Origin of the sequence: Zeimonas sediminis (genome assembly GCF_023721795.1) — a bacterium.
Lineage (GTDB): Bacteria > Pseudomonadota > Gammaproteobacteria > Burkholderiales > Burkholderiaceae_E > Zeimonas > Zeimonas sediminis.
The window spans coordinates 1,518,343-1,532,643 of the sequence record NZ_JAMQYE010000001.1 but is presented as its reverse complement, the minus strand read 5'-3'; the positions used below and the strand labels follow the sequence as shown (position 1 = coordinate 1,532,643).

Below are 14,301 nucleotides of genomic sequence, written 5' to 3'. Positions count from 1 at the left end.
GGGGAAGTCTAGCGCCTGGCGGCGGCGCGCAGCGCGTCGCGTGTCTCGCGCGCAACCCGGGCGGCCGCTTCGGCCCAGTCGGGGCCGGTGCTGGCGTACAGGATCGCCCGCGACGAGTTGACCAGCATGCCGGGGCTGGCGCGCCCGGCGCCCGCGGCCACCGTGGCCTCGATGTCGCCGCCCTGCGCGCCGATGCCCGGCACCAGCAGCGGCATCTCGCCGACCAGCTCGCGGACCCGCGCCAGCTCTTCGGGGAAGGTCGCCCCCACGACGAGGCCGAGTTGCCCGTTCAGGTTCCAGGGGCCGGCGGCCAGCCGCGCGACCCGCTCGAACAGCCGCTCGCCGCCGACGTCGAGCGCCTGCAGGTCGCTGCCGCCCGGGTTCGAGGTCCGGCACAGCAGGAAGACGCCGCGGTCGCGCCCGCGCAGCCAGGGTTCGATCGAGTCGAAGCCCATGTAGGGATTGACCGTGACCGCGTCGGCGCCGTAACGGTCGAAGGCCTCGATCGCGTAGCGCTCGGCCGTCGCGCCGATGTCGCCGCGCTTGGTGTCGAGCACCACCGGGATGCCGGGATGCGCGCGGTGGATGTGGCCGACCAGCGCCTCGAGCTGGGCCTCCGCGCGGGCCGCGGCGAAGTAGGCGATCTGCGGCTTGAAGGCGCAGGCGTAGGGCGCGGTCGCGTCGACGATGCCGCGGCAGAAGCGCAGGATCGTGTCTGGGTCGTCGGGGTCGCCGGCCGCGACCGGGATCTTCGCCGGGTCGGGGTCCAGGCCGACGCACAGTGTCGACTGCGATCTGTCCCACGCCTGCCTGAGCGACAAAACGAAACTCACTCCCTGCCCCCCGCGTCGATAATGACTCAGGATTCTATCCATCATGTCGCATTCGATCCGACTGGGCCCGCGAGACCTGGCGCTGCTCGCGCTGCTGACGCTGATCTGGGGCGTCAACTGGCCGGTCATGAAGATCGGCGTCCAGGAACTCCCGCCGATGACCTTCCGCTCGCTGTGCATGATCGGCGGCCTGCCCACGCTGGCCCTGATCGCGCGCAGCCGCGGGCTGTCGCTGCGCGTGCCGGCCGAGCACCGGGCCGAGCTGCTGGTGCTGGCGCTCACGAACATGGTCCTGTGGTTCGTGTTCGCGATGTACGGCGTCAAGCTCCTTTCCTCGGGCCGCGCCGCGATCCTCGGCTACACGATGCCGATCTGGAGCGCGGTCGTCGGCATCCTGGTCTTCGGCGAGCACCCGTCGCGCCGCCTCTGGGTCGGCGTGGCGGCCGCCGCGGCCGGCGTCGCGCTGCTGCTGGCCAGCGAGTTCACGGCGATCGCCGGCAGCCCGCTCGGGACGCTGTCGATGCTGACGGCGGCGGTGATCTGGGCCTACGGCACGCACCGGATGCGGCGGCGCGTGCAGCCGACGCACCTGCTGGTGATCACCTTCTGGTCGCTCAGCCTGGGGCTGCTCGTGTGCGGGACCATCGCGCTGGTCTTCGAGTCCGATCAGCTCCACCGGCTGCCCAACGCGGCGGAGTGGGGCGCGATCGCCTTCAACGCCTTCCTGGTCTTCGGCCTCGCGCAGTTGCTCTGGTTCCGGCTGGCGACGATCCTGCCGCCGGTGGCCAGCGGCCTGTCGGTGATGCTGATCCCGGTCACCGGCGTGTTCTCCGGGGTCTGGATGCTCGGCGAGCGCCTGCTGTGGCAGGACTGGGCCGCACTCGCATGCATCCTGGCGGCGATCGCCACGGTCCTGATGCCGACGCGGAAAAGCGCCTCGGGCGCCTGAACCCGCGCTAGACTGCCGTCCGGCGTCCGCGTCACGAGCGCGGCCGCCGAAACGCTCCTGCCGCATTCGCGCCATCCGCGCGCCTTCGTCGGCGGGGGAATGTTCCGCTGGACACGATCCGAGGCCGGAGGCAGACATGAAGGATCTCGACGACCGCTACACGGTCGAACGCGGGCGGGTTTTCCTGTCCGGAACGCAGGCGCTGGTCCGCCTGCCGATGCTGCAGCGCGAGCGCGACCGCCGCGCCGGGCTGAACACCGCGGGTTTCGTCTCGGGCTACCGGGGTTCGCCGCTCGGCGGACTCGACCAGGCGCTCTGGAAGGCCAGGGCGCACCTGGCCCGCCACGACGTCGTCTTCCAGCCCGGGCTCAACGAGGACCTCGCAGCGACCAGCGTCTGGGGCACGCAGCAGGTCGCGCTGTCCTCGCAGGCGAAGGTCGATGGCGTGTTCGCGATGTGGTACGGCAAGGGCCCGGGCGTGGACCGCTCGGGCGACGTGTTCCGGCACGCGAACGCGGCCGGCACCAGCCGCCACGGCGGCGTGCTGGTCGTGGCCGGCGACGACCACGGCGCCAAGTCGTCGACGCTGCCCCACCAGTCCGACCACGTCTTCAAGGCCTGCGGCCTGCCGGTTTTCTACCCGGCCAACGTCCAGGAGTACCTCGACCTCGGCATGCACGGCTGGGCGATGTCGCGCTGGTCGGGGCTGTGGGTCGCGATGAAGGCGGTGACCGAAGTGGTCGAGGCCTCGGCCTCGGTCGATGTCGACCCGGACCGGGTCCGCATCGTGATTCCCGAGGATTTCGCGCTGCCCGCCGACGGGCTGAACATCCGCTGGCCCGACACACCGCTCGCGCAGGAAGCGCGGCTGCTCGACTACAAGTGGTACGCGGCGCTCGCCTACGTGCGCGCGAACCGGCTCAACCGCACCGTGATCGATTCGCCGAAGGCCTGGTTCGGCATCGTCACCGGCGGCAAGGCCTACCTGGACACCCGTCAGGCGCTCGAGGACCTCGGGCTCGACGACGCCGCCTGCGCGCGGATCGGCATCCGGCTGTTCAAGTGCGGCGTGGTCTGGCCGCTCGAGGCGCAGTCGGTGCGCGAGTTCGCCACCGGGCTGGGCGAGATCCTCGTGGTCGAGGAAAAGCGCCAGATCATCGAGTACGCGCTGAAGGAAGAGCTCTACAACTGGCGCGACGACGTCCGCCCGCAGGTCTACGGAAAGTTCGACGAAAAGGACGGGCACGGCGGCGAGTGGGCGATGCCGCAGGGGCGCTGGCTGCTGCCCGCGCACGCCGAACTTTCCCCGGCGCTGATCGCGCGCGCGATCGCCGGCCGGCTGCTGAACCCGGGCCGCTTCGGCTCGCGTTTCGAGCTGCCGGCCGACATCCGCGCGGCGATCGAGGCGCGGCTGGCGATCATCGACGCGAAGGAGCGCGCGCTTTCCGTGACCAAGGTGTCGGCCGACCGGGTGCCGACCTTCTGCTCCGGTTGCCCGCACAACACCTCCACGCACGTTCCCGAAGGCTCGCGCGCGCTGGCCGGCATCGGTTGCCACTACATGGCCACCTGGATGCCCGAGCGGCGCACCCAGACCTTCTCGCAGATGGGCGGCGAGGGCGTGCCCTGGATCGGCCAGGCGCCCTTCGTGAACGAGCCGCACGTGTTCGCGAACCTCGGCGACGGCACCTACTTCCACTCGGGCATCCTGGCGGTGCGCGCGTCGGTGGCCGCCGGCGTCAACATCACCTACAAGCTCCTCTACAACGACGCGGTGGCGATGACCGGCGGCCAGCCGGTCGACGGCACGCTGACCGTGCCGATGATCGTCGCGCAGATGAAGGCCGAGGGCGTGCGCGCGATCGTCGTCGTGACCGACGAGCCGGGCAAGTACGACGCGGTGAAGGGCGACGCGGCCTTCGCCGGCGTCCGGATCGAGCATCGCGACCATCTCGACTCGGTGCAGCGCGAGCTGCGCGAGATGCCCGGCTGCACCGTGCTGGTCTACGACCAGACCTGCGCGACCGAGAAGCGGCGACGCCGCAAGCGGATCGTCGACGGCAAGCCGGCCTACCCCGACCCAGCGCGGCGCGTCGTGATCAACGAGGCGGTCTGCGAGGGCTGCGGCGACTGCAGCGTGCAGAGCTCCTGCGTGTCGGTCGAGCCGGTCGAGACCCCGTTCGGGCGCAAGCGCCGGATCAACCAGTCCTCGTGCAACAAGGACCTCTCCTGCCTGAAGGGCTTCTGCCCGAGCTTCGTGACGGTCGAGGGCGGCGCGCTGCGCAAGGGCGGCGCGCCGAAGCCGGACGTTTCGCTCGCGCCGCTGCCCGAACCGCAGCCGCTGCCGATCGAGACGTCGGGCAACCGCAGCTACGGCATCCTGGTGACCGGGGTCGGCGGCACCGGCGTGGTCACGATCGGGCAGCTGCTCGGCGTGACCGCGCACCTGGACGGCCTGGGCGTCTCGGTGCTCGACATGGCGGGGCTCGCGCAGAAGGGCGGGGCGGTCTTCTCTCACGTGCAGATCGCGCGCGAGCCCGACCACCTGCACGCGACCCGGATCGCCACCGGCGAGGCCGACCTGGTGATCGGCTGCGACCTGGTCGTGACCGCCGGCAACGAGGCGCTTACCCGGATGCGGGCGAACGTGACCCGCGCGGTGATCGGCGCCGACGTGCTGCCGACTTCGGACTTCCTGCGGGATCCGGACTGGAAGCTGCCGCAGGCGGCCCTGCGCCGCAACATCCTGCAGGCGGCGGGCGAGCGCGAGATCGAGTTCGTCGAGGCGGCGACGCTGGCCGAGGCGCTGCTCGGCGACGCGATCTTCGCCAACCCGATGCTGCTGGGCTTCGCCTGGCAGAAGGGCTGGGTGCCGCTGACCCGCGGGTCGATCGAGCGGGCGATCGAGCTGAACGGCGCGCAGGTGCCGGCCAACCTGAGGGCCTTCGAATGGGGGCGCAGGCTGGCCCACGACCCGCAGGCGGTCCGCGCCGCGGCGGGTCGCCGGCTCGAGCCCGCGGACACCGGGGAAGCCGGCGCGGCCGGAATGCCCGGCGAGGCCGGCGGCGCCGCGGAGCCGGTCGACGCGTCGATCGCGCGCTTCGAGGCCTTCCTCGTCGACTACCAGGACCGCGCCTACGCGGCCCGCTTCCGCGGCCGTATCGACCGCCTGCGCGAGGCTGCCGACAAGGGCCTCGCGCCGGCCGATGCCGACCGCCTGGTCCGGACGGCGGCGCTGTCGCTGTTCAGGCTGATGGCGATCAAGGACGAGTACGAGGTCGCGCGCCTGCATGCGGATCCGGCCTTCCGCCGGCGTCTCGAGGCGATGTTCGAGGGTGACTGGTCGCTGCGCTTCCATCTCGCGCCGCCGCTGCTCGCGCGCGTCGATCCGCGCACCGGGCGGCCGCGCAAGATCGCGTTCGGCCAGTGGGTCCTGCCGCTGTTCCGCCTTCTGGCGCGCATGCGCCGGCTGCGCGGCACGCGACTCGATCCGTTCGGCCGGACGGACGAGCGGCGCATGGAGCGATCGCTGCTCGCGGGCTTCGAGCGCCAGCTCGACGAGCTCGTCGAGCGGCTCGGCCCGGGCAACGCGGCCACCGCGATCGAGCTCGCCGAGTTGCCTCAGCGGATGCGGGGCTTCGGGCCGGTCAAGGAGGCCAACGTCAAGGCCGCGCTCGAGCGCCAGGCGGCGCTGCTCGCGCGGCTGCGCGGCGAGCCGGCCAAGGGGCCTGTCGAGGCCGTGCGATCGCGGGGCGAGGTCGAGTCGGTCGGGTAGGGCAGGCGAGGGGCCGGGGTGCGCCCTGCCGCGGCCCTGCACGCTCGGCCGTCCATGGCTCGGCCGTCCGGATTCGGCCATCCCGATCGGGCCATCCGGATTCGGCCATCGGTGTCATCGCGCGCTCGCCTCGCCGTCCTAGAATCGACCGCTGTCGACCACGTCCGATCGCGATGCCGATGACACGTCTCTCAGCCGCTTCGGGGGAAGCCTTCGCGTCGCCCCGGCGCTGCGCCCGCGAGTTTGCCGCTGCGGCCGGCGCGCCGCCCCACCTGCGGCGCCGCGCGGTCGTCCAGGCCGCCTGGCGGATGGCCTGCGCGTCGTGGGCCGGCGGCGTCGTGCTGGCGTCGTCGGGCTGCGCGAGCGTCGCCGGCCGTTTCGAGCGCGATCCGTTCGCGCTGGGGGTGGCCTCGGGCGCGCCCACGCCCGACGGCTTCGTCCTGTGGACCCGCCTGGCGCCCGATCCGCGCCGGGGCGACGGCGGGCTCGCGCCCGAGCCGATCGGGGTGCGCTGGGAGGTGGCCGAAGACGATCGCTTCGCCCGGGTCGTGCGCAGCGGCAGCGCGATCGCCCATCCTGCGCTGGCCCACGCGGTCCACGTCGAGGTCCGCGGGCTCGTGCCGGAGCGTTGGTATCACTATCGGTTCATGGCTGGCCGTGGAGCCGGCCAGGCGGTCAGCCCCGTCGGGCGCGCCCGCACCGCGCCGGGGGCCGACGCGATGCCCGCGCGCCTGCGCTTCGCCTTCGCCTCGTGCCAGCAGTACGAGCAGGGCTTCTATGGCGCCTACCGGCACATGGCCGAGGAAGACCTCGACCTGGTCGTCTTCCTCGGCGACTACATCTACGAGAGCAGCTGGGGGCGCGACCGGGTGCGGGCCCACTGGACCGGCGAGCCGAAGTCGCTCGACGACTACCGGATCCGTCACGCGCAGTACCGGTCGGACGCCGACCTGCAGCGGATGCACGCGAGCGCGCCCTGGCTGCTCGCCTGGGACGACCACGAGGTCGACAACGACTACGCCAACGACCGCGCCCAGGACCTCGATCCGGCCTTCCTGGCCCGCCGGGCGGCCGCTTATCGGGCGTATTTCGAGCACATGCCGCTGAGGCCGGCGGCGTGCCCCGACGGCGCCTCGATGCGGATGTACGACCGTCATCGCTTCGGCCGGCTGGCCGAGTTCATGGTGCTCGACGACCGGCAGCACCGTTCGCACCAGGCCTGCCCCCGGCCCGGGCGCGGCGGCTCGAACGTGGTCGACGTCGCGGGCTGTCCCGAGCTGCGCGATCCGGCCCGCTCGATGCTGGGCGCCGGGCAGGAGCGCTGGCTCGACCGCTGTTTCGCGGAGTCGCGCGGGCGCTGGAACCTGATCGCGCAGCAGACGCTGTTCGCCCGGGCCGACGGCCGGCCGGGCCCCGGCGAAACCGCCTGGACCGACGGCTGGGACGGCTATCCGGCCGCCCGCCAGCGGCTGATCGACGCGATGCGCTCGCGCCGGCCGTCCAATCCGGTGGTGCTGGGCGGCGACGTGCACTCGAACTGGGTCTGCGACGTCAAGGCCGACTTTTCCGATCCGCGCTCGGCCGTCGTGGCCACCGAGTTCTGCGGCACTTCGATCACCTCGCAGGGCAGGCCGCAGGAGCTGCTCGACCGCGTGCGCGGCGAGAACCCGCACGTGAGGCTGGCGGAGAGCACGCACCGGGGCTACGGCGTCGTCACGCTGACGCCCGAGCGTTGCGCGCTGAGCTTCAGGGTGGTCGAGTCGGTCAAGGTGCCCGAGCCGCGCATCGCGACCCGGGCCCGCTTCGTGGTCGAGGCAGGGCGGCCCGGTGCGGTCGCCGGCTGACCGGATCGGCCGACGCGCGCGGCCGGCTGTCTGGATAGAATGGGAATTCGCCTTCCCCTCCCCGGAGCGCCGCGTTCGCCTGGCGCCGCCCAATCGAGAACAGGAGCAGCACCATCATGAAGAAGACCATCTCCATCCTCGCGATCGCAGCGGTCGGCCTGGCCGGCTGCGAGTCGATGACCGAAACCCAGCAGCGCACCGCTGTCGGCACCGGCCTGGGGGCGCTGGCCGGCGCGGCGCTCGGCAGCGCGATCGGCGGCAGCGGCACGGCAACGCGCAACATGGCGGTGCTGGGCGCCGCCGCCGGCGGCATCGGCACCTATGTCTGGTCCAAGCGCATGGAAGAGCAGAAGGTGGCGATGCAGCAGGCCACCGCCGGTACCGGCGTCGGCGTCACTCAGACGGCCGACAACCAGCTCAAGCTCGACATTCCGAGCGACATCTCCTTCGACACCGGCCGCGCCGACATCAAGCCGAACTTCCGGCCGATCCTCGACCGCTTCGCGCAGACGCTGGCCACGAATCCCGGCACCACGGTGCGCATCATCGGCCACACCGACAGCACCGGCTCAGACGCGATCAACGACCCGCTTTCGGTCAACCGCGCGGCCAGCGTGCGCCAGTACCTGGCCGATCGCGGCGTGAACCCGAGCCGCGTCGCGATCGACGGCCGCGGCTCGCGCGAGCCGATCGCCGACAATTCGACTGCCGCCGGCCGCGCGCAGAACCGCCGGGTCGAGATCTTCGTCGGCGAGCCGCAGCAGGGCTGATCGCCGCCGACGCCCGCCTGGCCGGGCGGTCGGCTGCCTGGCCGTCGGCGGCCAGCGCCCCCGGCCGCGTCGGCGCGAACCGGGGTGGACCGGGGCCGGCTCGAGGGCCCGGCTTCAGGCCGCGCGCGGCAGGTCGGGCGAGGGATCCAGGTCCGGAGACGGGTCGAGATCCGGATCGAGTTCGGGGTCGGGCATGCCGTGGGCCCGACGGGCCCGGAGGCATTGGTCGCTGCCGACCTCCACCGCCCGGCAGCAGGAGGGATGGCTGCCGTGGATCGCGCAGTAGGCATCGACCTTCGGCACCCCCGCCAGCGCGATGCAATAGGGCTTCGCCGAGTTCGTCCCCTTCATGACGACCTCGTGACGGCGCAGCGGCTCGGTCAGCTCGACCGGCACCGTGCCGAACGGGTGTGCGGTCGTTTCGGACCAATGGAAAGAGACGCGATACTGCGTGCAGCATACGCCGCAGCCGAGGCAGGGATTCTTCATGAACGAAGCTAACGCACGACCCGATTTCCGGTTGTCAGCCGACGGCGGGATTCACCTTCCCGGACTTCCGGAAGCCCTCGCGGGCGATGCGCTGCGCCCCTGGCTCGCGCCGACCCGCTTCCTGGACAGCGGTTCGCCGGCAATCCGCGAGTTCGTCGCGCAGGCGATCGGCGGCGAGTCATCCGAGCGGGCGCGGGCGGTGCGGCTCTTCTACGCGGTCCGAGACCGGATCCGCTACGACCCCTACCGCATCTCCTTCGATCCGTGCCAGTACCGGGCGAGCGGCGTGCTGGCCGCCGGTTGCGGCTGGTGCGTGCCGAAGGCGGTATTGCTGGCGGCCTGCGCGCGGGCGGCCGGCATCGCGTCGGCTATCGGCCTGGCCGACGTGGTCAACCACATGAACACGGAGAAACTGCGCCAGCGGATGGGCGGCACCGACGTGTTCTACGACCACGGCTACGCGGCACTGCTCGTCGAAGGGCGTTGGCTCAAGGCGGTGCCGGCCTTCAACATCGAGCTCTGCGAGCGCTTCGGCGTGCGGCCGACCGAGTTCGACGGCACGGCCGACGCGCTTTACCAGGAATTCGACGCCGACAACCGGCGGCGGATGGCCTACCTGGCCGACCACGGCACCTGGTCCGACTTTCCCCTGGACAAGGTGCGCGGGGACTTCGCGCGGCACTACCCGCGCGAGCTCTTCGAGGGCGAGTCGTCGCCCGTGCCCGGACGGGAGTCCAGCGGGTCCGCCACCGGTGCCGGGCGCTTCGAGGACGACGCGCCGCTGCGCTGAGCGGCGCGCGTCGGCGGCCGAATCGCAGCGGCCGGCGAAAGAAGGAAAAAGCCCGGCTTTCGCCGGGCTTTTTCCTGGGCCGCGCGACCGCGAGGGCCGCGCGCGCAACCGATCCGGGGACCGGTTACATGTCCATGCCCATGCCGCCCATGCCGCCCATGCCCGGGGGCATGCCGCCGGCGGCCGGCTTGTCTTCCGGCGCCTCGGCGATCATCGCGTCGGTGGTCAGCATCAGGCCGGCGACCGAAGCGGCGTTCTGCAGCGCGGTGCGGGTCACCTTGGTCGGGTCGACCACGCCCATCTCGAGCATGTCGCCGTAGGTGCCGTTGCCGGCGTTGTAGCCGAAGTTGCCCTTGCCCTCGAGGACCTTGGCGACCACCACGCTCGGCTCGTCGCCGGCGTTGGCGACGATCTGGCGCAGCGGCTCTTCGACGGCGCGCAGCACGATCTTGATGCCGGCTTCCTGGTCGGGGTTGTCGCCCTTGACCTTGATCGCGGCGCGGGCGCGCAGCAGCGCCACGCCACCGCCGGCCACGATGCCTTCCTCGACGGCGGCACGGGTGGCGTGCAGAGCGTCTTCGACGCGGGCCTTCTTCTCCTTCATCTCGACTTCGGTGGCGGCACCGACGCGGATGACCGCAACGCCGCCGGCCAGCTTGGCGACGCGCTCCTGCAGCTTCTCGCGGTCGTAGTCGCTGGTGGCTTCCTCGATCTGGGCGCGGATCGCCTTGACGCGGGCCTCGATCGCCTTGGTCTCGCCGGCGCCGTCGATGATCGTGGTGTTCTCCTTGCCGACCTCGACGCGCTTGGCGCGGCCGAGCTCCTGGAGCGTGGCCTTCTCGAGCGTCATGCCGGTCTCTTCCGAGATCACGGTGCCGCCGGTCAGGATGGCCATGTCTTCCAGCATCGCCTTGCGACGGTCACCGAAGCCCGGGGCCTTGACGGCGACGGTCTTCAGGATGCCGCGGATGTTGTTGACGACCAGGGTCGCCAGGGCCTCGCCCTCGACTTCCTCGGCGATGATCAGCAGCGGCTTGCCGGCCTTGGCGACCTGCTCGAGCACCGGCAGCAGCTCGCGGATGTTGCTGATCTTCTTGTCGTGCAGCAGCACGAACGGGTCTTCCAGGACGGCGACCTGCTTGTCCGGGTTGTTGATGAAGTAGGGCGACAGGTAGCCGCGGTCGAACTGCATGCCCTCGACGATGTCGAGTTCGTTCTCGAGCGACTTGCCGTCCTCGACGGTGATCACGCCTTCCTTGCCGACCTTCTCCATCGACTCGGAGATGATCCGGCCGATCTCCTCGTCGGAGTTCGCCGAGATCGAGCCGACCTGGGCGATCTCCTTCGTGGTGGTGCAGGGCTTGCTGACCTTCTTCAGCTCCTCGGTCAGGGCGAGGACCGCCTTGTCGATGCCGCGCTTCAGGTCCATCGGGTTCATGCCGGCGGCGACGAACTTCATGCCCTCGCGGACGATCGCCTGGGCCAGCACGGTGGCGGTGGTGGTGCCGTCACCGGCGTTGTCCGAGGTCTTGGAAGCGACTTCCTTGACCATCTGAGCGCCCATGTTCTCGAACTTGTCCTTCAGTTCGATTTCCTTGGCGACCGAGACGCCGTCCTTGGTGACGGTCGGGGCGCCGAACGAGCGCTCGAGCACCACGTTGCGGCCCTTGGGACCCAGGGTGACCTTGACCGCGTTGGCCAGGACGTTGACGCCGGCGACCATGCGGCTACGCGCATCGTCGTGGAAGAAAACCTGTTTGGCTGCCATATTCGTTTAACTCCTCGAAACCTGTTGCTTACTCGACCACGGCCATGATGTCTTCTTCGCGCATGACCAGCAGCTCCTCGCCGTCGACCTTGACGGTCTGGCCGCTGTACTTGCCGAACAGAACCTTGTCGCCGACCTTGACGGCCAGCGGACGGACCTTGCCGTCGTCACCGACCTTGCCGTTGCCGACGGCGAGAATCTCGCCCTGGTCCGGCTTCTCGGCGGCGTTGTCGGGGATCACGATGCCCGACGAGGTCTTGCGCTCGTTGTCCAGACGCTTGATGATCACGCGATCATGCAAAGGACGCAGTTTCATGCGATTTGGCTCCGAATTGGAATGAAAAGCGAACGGATGTGACCTGAAAGCCGGGCGGGGCCGGCTTCGGATGTTCCCCGCGGCGACGTGCGGACATGCGTTGTTGTTAGCACTCACCGCTGGCGAGTGCTAATTGTAGGGGCTCCCCGAAAATTTTCAAGCGGGCGCCCCGCCGATGCGTCTGGCGTCCGGGTGGCGCTGCCCCGCCGCCGCTCCGCGCCGGGTTATCCTTCCGCCCCTACTCCCTTACGCCCCTCCCCCTTTCCCCCGCCCACGATGCCCTACCTGGCCAGGCTCCTGAGTCGCAGCCGCCGGCTGTTCCTCGCGCTCGTCAAGGTCATGCTCCCGGTCATGATCGCGGTGAAGATCGGTCAGGAGCTCGGGTGGATCGACGCGATCGCCCGCGCGATCGCGCCGGCGATGGGCTGGCTGGGCCTGCCGGCCGAGGCGGGGATGATCTGGGTGACCGGGGTCTTCGTCGGCGTCTATGCGGCGATAGGCGCCCTGATCGGCTTCGCCCCGACGCTGGAAATGAGCGTCGCGCAGTTCAGCGCGCTCGCGGCGATGATCCTGTTCGCGCACGGCATCCCGGTCGAGCAGGCGATCGTCAGGCGCGCCGGGGCGAGCTTCTGGATCACCGCCGCGCTTCGCATCGGCGCGGCGCTCGGTTACGGCGCGGCCGTCACGGCGTTCTGCCGGTTCACCGGGCTGCTGGCCGAACCGGTCTCGCTCGGGTGGCTCCAGGCGTCGGCAGCGGCCGGCGGCGGCGCGGGCGAGGGCTGGGGCCCGTGGCTGTGGGGAACGGCCATGTCGCTGGCCGCGACCTTCGGGATCATCGTGTCGTTGCTCGTGCTGCTCGACGTGCTCGAGCGCACCGGCGTCACGCGGCGGATCACCGCGGCCATGAGCCCGGTGCTGAGAGTCTCGGGGCTGGCGCCCGCCGCCGCGCCGGTGACGACGGTCGGCGTGCTGCTCGGCCTGACCTACGGCGGCGCGCTGATCATCGAGGAGGCCGAGCGGCAGCGCTTCGCGGCGCGCACCCGCTTCCTGGCGCTCGCCTGGCTGTCTCTGTCGCACTCGCTGATCGAGGACACCTTGCTGTTCCTGGCGCTCGGGGCCGACGTCTGGGTCGTGCTGGTCGGGCGGGTGCTGTTGACGATGGCGATCGTGGCAGCGCTCGCGGCGATGTTGCGCGAGCCCGATGCGCGGCCCGGGCCGCTCGACGTGCGAGCCGGCTGAGCAACCGGGGCGGAACGGCCCGCCGGGCAAGCGAATCCGGTCGAGGGTCGACCGGGGCCGGGCGGGACGCGCAAAAAAAACGCGCCGCTCTCGCGGCGCGTCTTTCAGGTCCGGATTCGAGCGCCCTGGCCCCGTGGGGGCCGGGCGCCGTTCCGGAGCCGGCTTACAGCGGCTTGATCGCGGAAGCCTGCAGGCCTTTCGGGCCCTGCTTCACGGTGAACTCGACGCGCTGCTGCTCCTGCAGGGTCTTGAAACCGCTGCCCTGGATTTCCGAGAAGTGCGCGAAGAGATCCGCGCTGCCATCGTCGGGGGCGATGAAGCCGAAGCCCTTCGATTCGTTGAACCACTTGACCGTGCCGGTTGCTCTGCTCATGTTGCGCTCCATTGATACGCGTGACTAGGGACGCCCTGGACGAAACGCGCCCGGGGCGGCAAACAAATCAAGAGAGCACAACCAGGTATTCCAGGCCGGGAACCGGCCGCGACGCGCTGCAGGGCAGCGGGCTTGACACAAGAAAGTGGGATCTGCTTGAACCGTATGCCGGGCGGAAATTACACGACCCCGGGATCCTTGTCCAGCGAAAGTTGCGGCGAGATTCGCCGCCAGCAAAAGCGGTCCGTGGCGCCGCCCCGTCAGGCGCCGCGCCGGTCGCGGGTCCGGGCCCGGGCGATCGCCTTGCGGGCCGCGCCGCGGAATTCTCCGCCCGGCGCGGCGGGCGGCATGTTCGCCGGTCCGGAGAACGCGCCGAGGACCGCGCCCGCCTCGACGCGGGCGGCGATCATGGCCTCGCTGCTCGGCGCGTTGGTGCCGCAATCGGGACAGAGCTCGCGTATCACGTCGTCGACCCGCTGCGCGTGCAGCCCGCGCATCAGCAGCAGTCGAACCAGCTCCGCGGGCTCGATCGCGCGGCGCTCGGCTTCCCGGCGCAGGAACTCGCCCAGCGCCTCGGGCAGCCGGACCGTCAGCGGCTCGGCCTTCCGGCTCATTCCGGCTCGACGCCCATCGCGACCAGGAAGCGCGACACCATGTTGTAGGTCGCGACCGTGGCCACGTACTCCACCAGTTGCTGCTCGGAGAGCCGCGCCTTCAGCGCGTCGAACGCGGCATCGTCGACGCGCACCGAACGCGTCATCGCGATCGCGACGGCGAGCGCCGCGCGCTCGGTTTCGTCGAACAGCGCGGCATCGGCGGCGGCGCGATCGGGGTCGCGCATCGCCTCGACCTGGGCCTGGGTGCCGCCCGCTTCGACGAACACCGGCGCGTGGTGGATGAACTCGTACTCGGCCCCGTTGATCACCGCCACGATGCACATCGCGAGCTCGCGCAGCTTCGGCGACAGCGACAGCCGGGTGCGGACCGCGCCCAGGTGGGCGTTCCAGCCGCGCGCGAGTTCCGGGCTGTGCAGCAGCATGCGGTCCAGGTTCAGCAGCGTGCCGCCGCGGCGGGCGCGCACCGCGTCGACGATCTCGCGCGGCTCGCGCAGGTCGGCGCTCACGTAGGGGATTCTCGGCATCCTCGCGTTTCCTC

Annotated in this window: 13 protein-coding genes; 6 read left to right on the top strand and 7 right to left on the bottom strand. The window is 71.0% G+C overall.

Features of this window, described 5'->3' with window-relative positions; translation table 11 throughout:
• Positions 1-8: 8 nt before the first annotated feature.
• Positions 9-875 carry an orotidine-5'-phosphate decarboxylase gene (pyrF, locus tag M6I34_RS07125; RefSeq protein ID WP_418953540.1) on the bottom strand — a complete coding sequence of 289 codons (867 nt, stop codon included), beginning with the start codon at positions 873-875 and terminating at the stop codon, positions 9-11.
• 1 nt (position 876) lies between these two features.
• Between pyrF and M6I34_RS07120 the strand changes: the two genes are divergently transcribed.
• The 4 genes from M6I34_RS07120 to M6I34_RS07105 all read left to right on the top strand — a co-directional run bounded on the left by M6I34_RS07120 (position 877) and on the right by M6I34_RS07105 (position 8,171).
• Complete coding sequence (locus tag M6I34_RS07120) at positions 877-1,782, top strand: DMT family transporter (protein ID WP_272485000.1); 906 nt, start codon at positions 877-879, stop codon at positions 1,780-1,782.
• 73 nt (positions 1,783-1,855) lie between these two features.
• Positions 1,856-5,557, top strand: coding sequence for an indolepyruvate ferredoxin oxidoreductase family protein (locus tag M6I34_RS07115; RefSeq protein ID WP_418953539.1), 3,702 nt, complete (start codon positions 1,856-1,858; stop codon positions 5,555-5,557).
• 179 nt (positions 5,558-5,736) lie between these two features.
• On the top strand, positions 5,737-7,401 hold the full coding sequence (locus M6I34_RS07110) for an alkaline phosphatase D family protein (protein WP_272484998.1): 1,665 nt from the start codon (positions 5,737-5,739) through the stop codon (positions 7,399-7,401).
• A 116-nt stretch (positions 7,402-7,517) separates the two neighbouring features.
• A complete protein-coding gene (locus M6I34_RS07105) occupies positions 7,518-8,171 on the top strand; it encodes a YiaD family glycine zipper/OmpA-like lipoprotein (protein WP_272484997.1) in 654 nt (217 codons plus the stop codon).
• A 114-nt stretch (positions 8,172-8,285) separates the two neighbouring features.
• Here M6I34_RS07105 and M6I34_RS07100 read toward each other — a convergent pair whose 3' ends face one another.
• Positions 8,286-8,660: a YkgJ family cysteine cluster protein gene (locus tag M6I34_RS07100; protein ID WP_272484996.1), complete on the bottom strand. Its 375-nt coding sequence runs from the start codon at positions 8,658-8,660 to the stop codon at positions 8,286-8,288.
• Here M6I34_RS07100 and M6I34_RS07095 point away from each other — a divergent pair.
• Positions 8,659-9,450 carry a transglutaminase domain-containing protein gene (locus M6I34_RS07095; protein ID WP_272484995.1) on the top strand — a complete coding sequence of 264 codons (792 nt, stop codon included), beginning with the start codon at positions 8,659-8,661 and terminating at the stop codon, positions 9,448-9,450. The genes M6I34_RS07100 and M6I34_RS07095 overlap by 2 nt on opposite strands.
• Before the next feature lie 124 nt (positions 9,451-9,574).
• Here M6I34_RS07095 and groL read toward each other — a convergent pair whose 3' ends face one another.
• Positions 9,575-11,218, bottom strand: a complete 1,644-nt coding sequence (gene groL, locus M6I34_RS07090; protein ID WP_272484994.1) for a chaperonin GroEL — start codon at positions 11,216-11,218, stop codon at positions 9,575-9,577.
• A gap of 28 nt (positions 11,219-11,246) precedes the next feature.
• Positions 11,247-11,534, bottom strand: a complete 288-nt coding sequence (groES, locus tag M6I34_RS07085) for a co-chaperone GroES (RefSeq protein WP_147702611.1) — start codon at positions 11,532-11,534, stop codon at positions 11,247-11,249.
• Between the two features lie 276 nt (positions 11,535-11,810).
• On the opposite strand from groES, the gene M6I34_RS07080 reads away from it, so the two are divergent.
• The gene (locus M6I34_RS07080) at positions 11,811-12,773 is read left to right on the top strand and encodes a nucleoside recognition domain-containing protein (RefSeq protein WP_272484993.1); all 963 of its coding nucleotides are present in this window, start codon (positions 11,811-11,813) and stop codon (positions 12,771-12,773) included.
• Between the two features lie 163 nt (positions 12,774-12,936).
• Here M6I34_RS07080 and M6I34_RS07075 read toward each other — a convergent pair whose 3' ends face one another.
• The 3 genes from M6I34_RS07075 to M6I34_RS07065 form a co-directional block, all read right to left on the bottom strand.
• Entirely contained in the window at positions 12,937-13,146 is a 210-nt protein-coding gene (locus tag M6I34_RS07075) for a cold-shock protein (RefSeq protein WP_272484992.1), read from the bottom strand.
• 260 nt (positions 13,147-13,406) lie between these two features.
• The gene (locus tag M6I34_RS07070) at positions 13,407-13,760 is read right to left on the bottom strand and encodes a hypothetical protein (RefSeq protein WP_272484991.1); all 354 of its coding nucleotides are present in this window, start codon (positions 13,758-13,760) and stop codon (positions 13,407-13,409) included.
• A complete protein-coding gene (locus tag M6I34_RS07065) occupies positions 13,757-14,287 on the bottom strand; it encodes a carboxymuconolactone decarboxylase family protein (RefSeq protein WP_272484990.1) in 531 nt (176 codons plus the stop codon). The genes M6I34_RS07070 and M6I34_RS07065 overlap by 4 nt, the downstream gene beginning before the upstream one ends.
• Positions 14,288-14,301 lie beyond the last annotated feature (14 nt).

Excerpts from the sequence above, each read along its gene's own strand:
- M6I34_RS07095 (WP_272484995.1), top strand. The coding sequence starts at position 8,659 with ATGAACGAAGCTAACGCACGACCCGATTTCCGGTTGTCAGCCGACGGC.
- M6I34_RS07110 (WP_272484998.1), top strand. The coding sequence starts at position 5,737 with ATGACACGTCTCTCAGCCGCTTCGGGGGAAGCCTTCGCGTCGCCCCGG.
- groES (WP_147702611.1), bottom strand. The coding sequence starts at position 11,534 with ATGAAACTGCGTCCTTTGCATGATCGCGTGATCATCAAGCGTCTGGAC.
- pyrF (WP_418953540.1), bottom strand. The coding sequence starts at position 875 with ATGGATAGAATCCTGAGTCATTATCGACGCGGGGGGCAGGGAGTGAGT.
- M6I34_RS07100 (WP_272484996.1), bottom strand. The coding sequence starts at position 8,660 with ATGAAGAATCCCTGCCTCGGCTGCGGCGTATGCTGCACGCAGTATCGC.
- M6I34_RS07070 (WP_272484991.1), bottom strand. The coding sequence starts at position 13,760 with ATGAGCCGGAAGGCCGAGCCGCTGACGGTCCGGCTGCCCGAGGCGCTG.
- M6I34_RS07080 (WP_272484993.1), top strand. The coding sequence starts at position 11,811 with ATGCCCTACCTGGCCAGGCTCCTGAGTCGCAGCCGCCGGCTGTTCCTC.
- groL (WP_272484994.1), bottom strand. The coding sequence starts at position 11,218 with ATGGCAGCCAAACAGGTTTTCTTCCACGACGATGCGCGTAGCCGCATG.
- M6I34_RS07075 (WP_272484992.1), bottom strand. The coding sequence starts at position 13,146 with ATGAGCAGAGCAACCGGCACGGTCAAGTGGTTCAACGAATCGAAGGGC.
- M6I34_RS07120 (WP_272485000.1), top strand. The coding sequence starts at position 877 with ATGTCGCATTCGATCCGACTGGGCCCGCGAGACCTGGCGCTGCTCGCG.
- M6I34_RS07065 (WP_272484990.1), bottom strand. The coding sequence starts at position 14,287 with ATGCCGAGAATCCCCTACGTGAGCGCCGACCTGCGCGAGCCGCGCGAG.
- M6I34_RS07105 (WP_272484997.1), top strand. The coding sequence starts at position 7,518 with ATGAAGAAGACCATCTCCATCCTCGCGATCGCAGCGGTCGGCCTGGCC.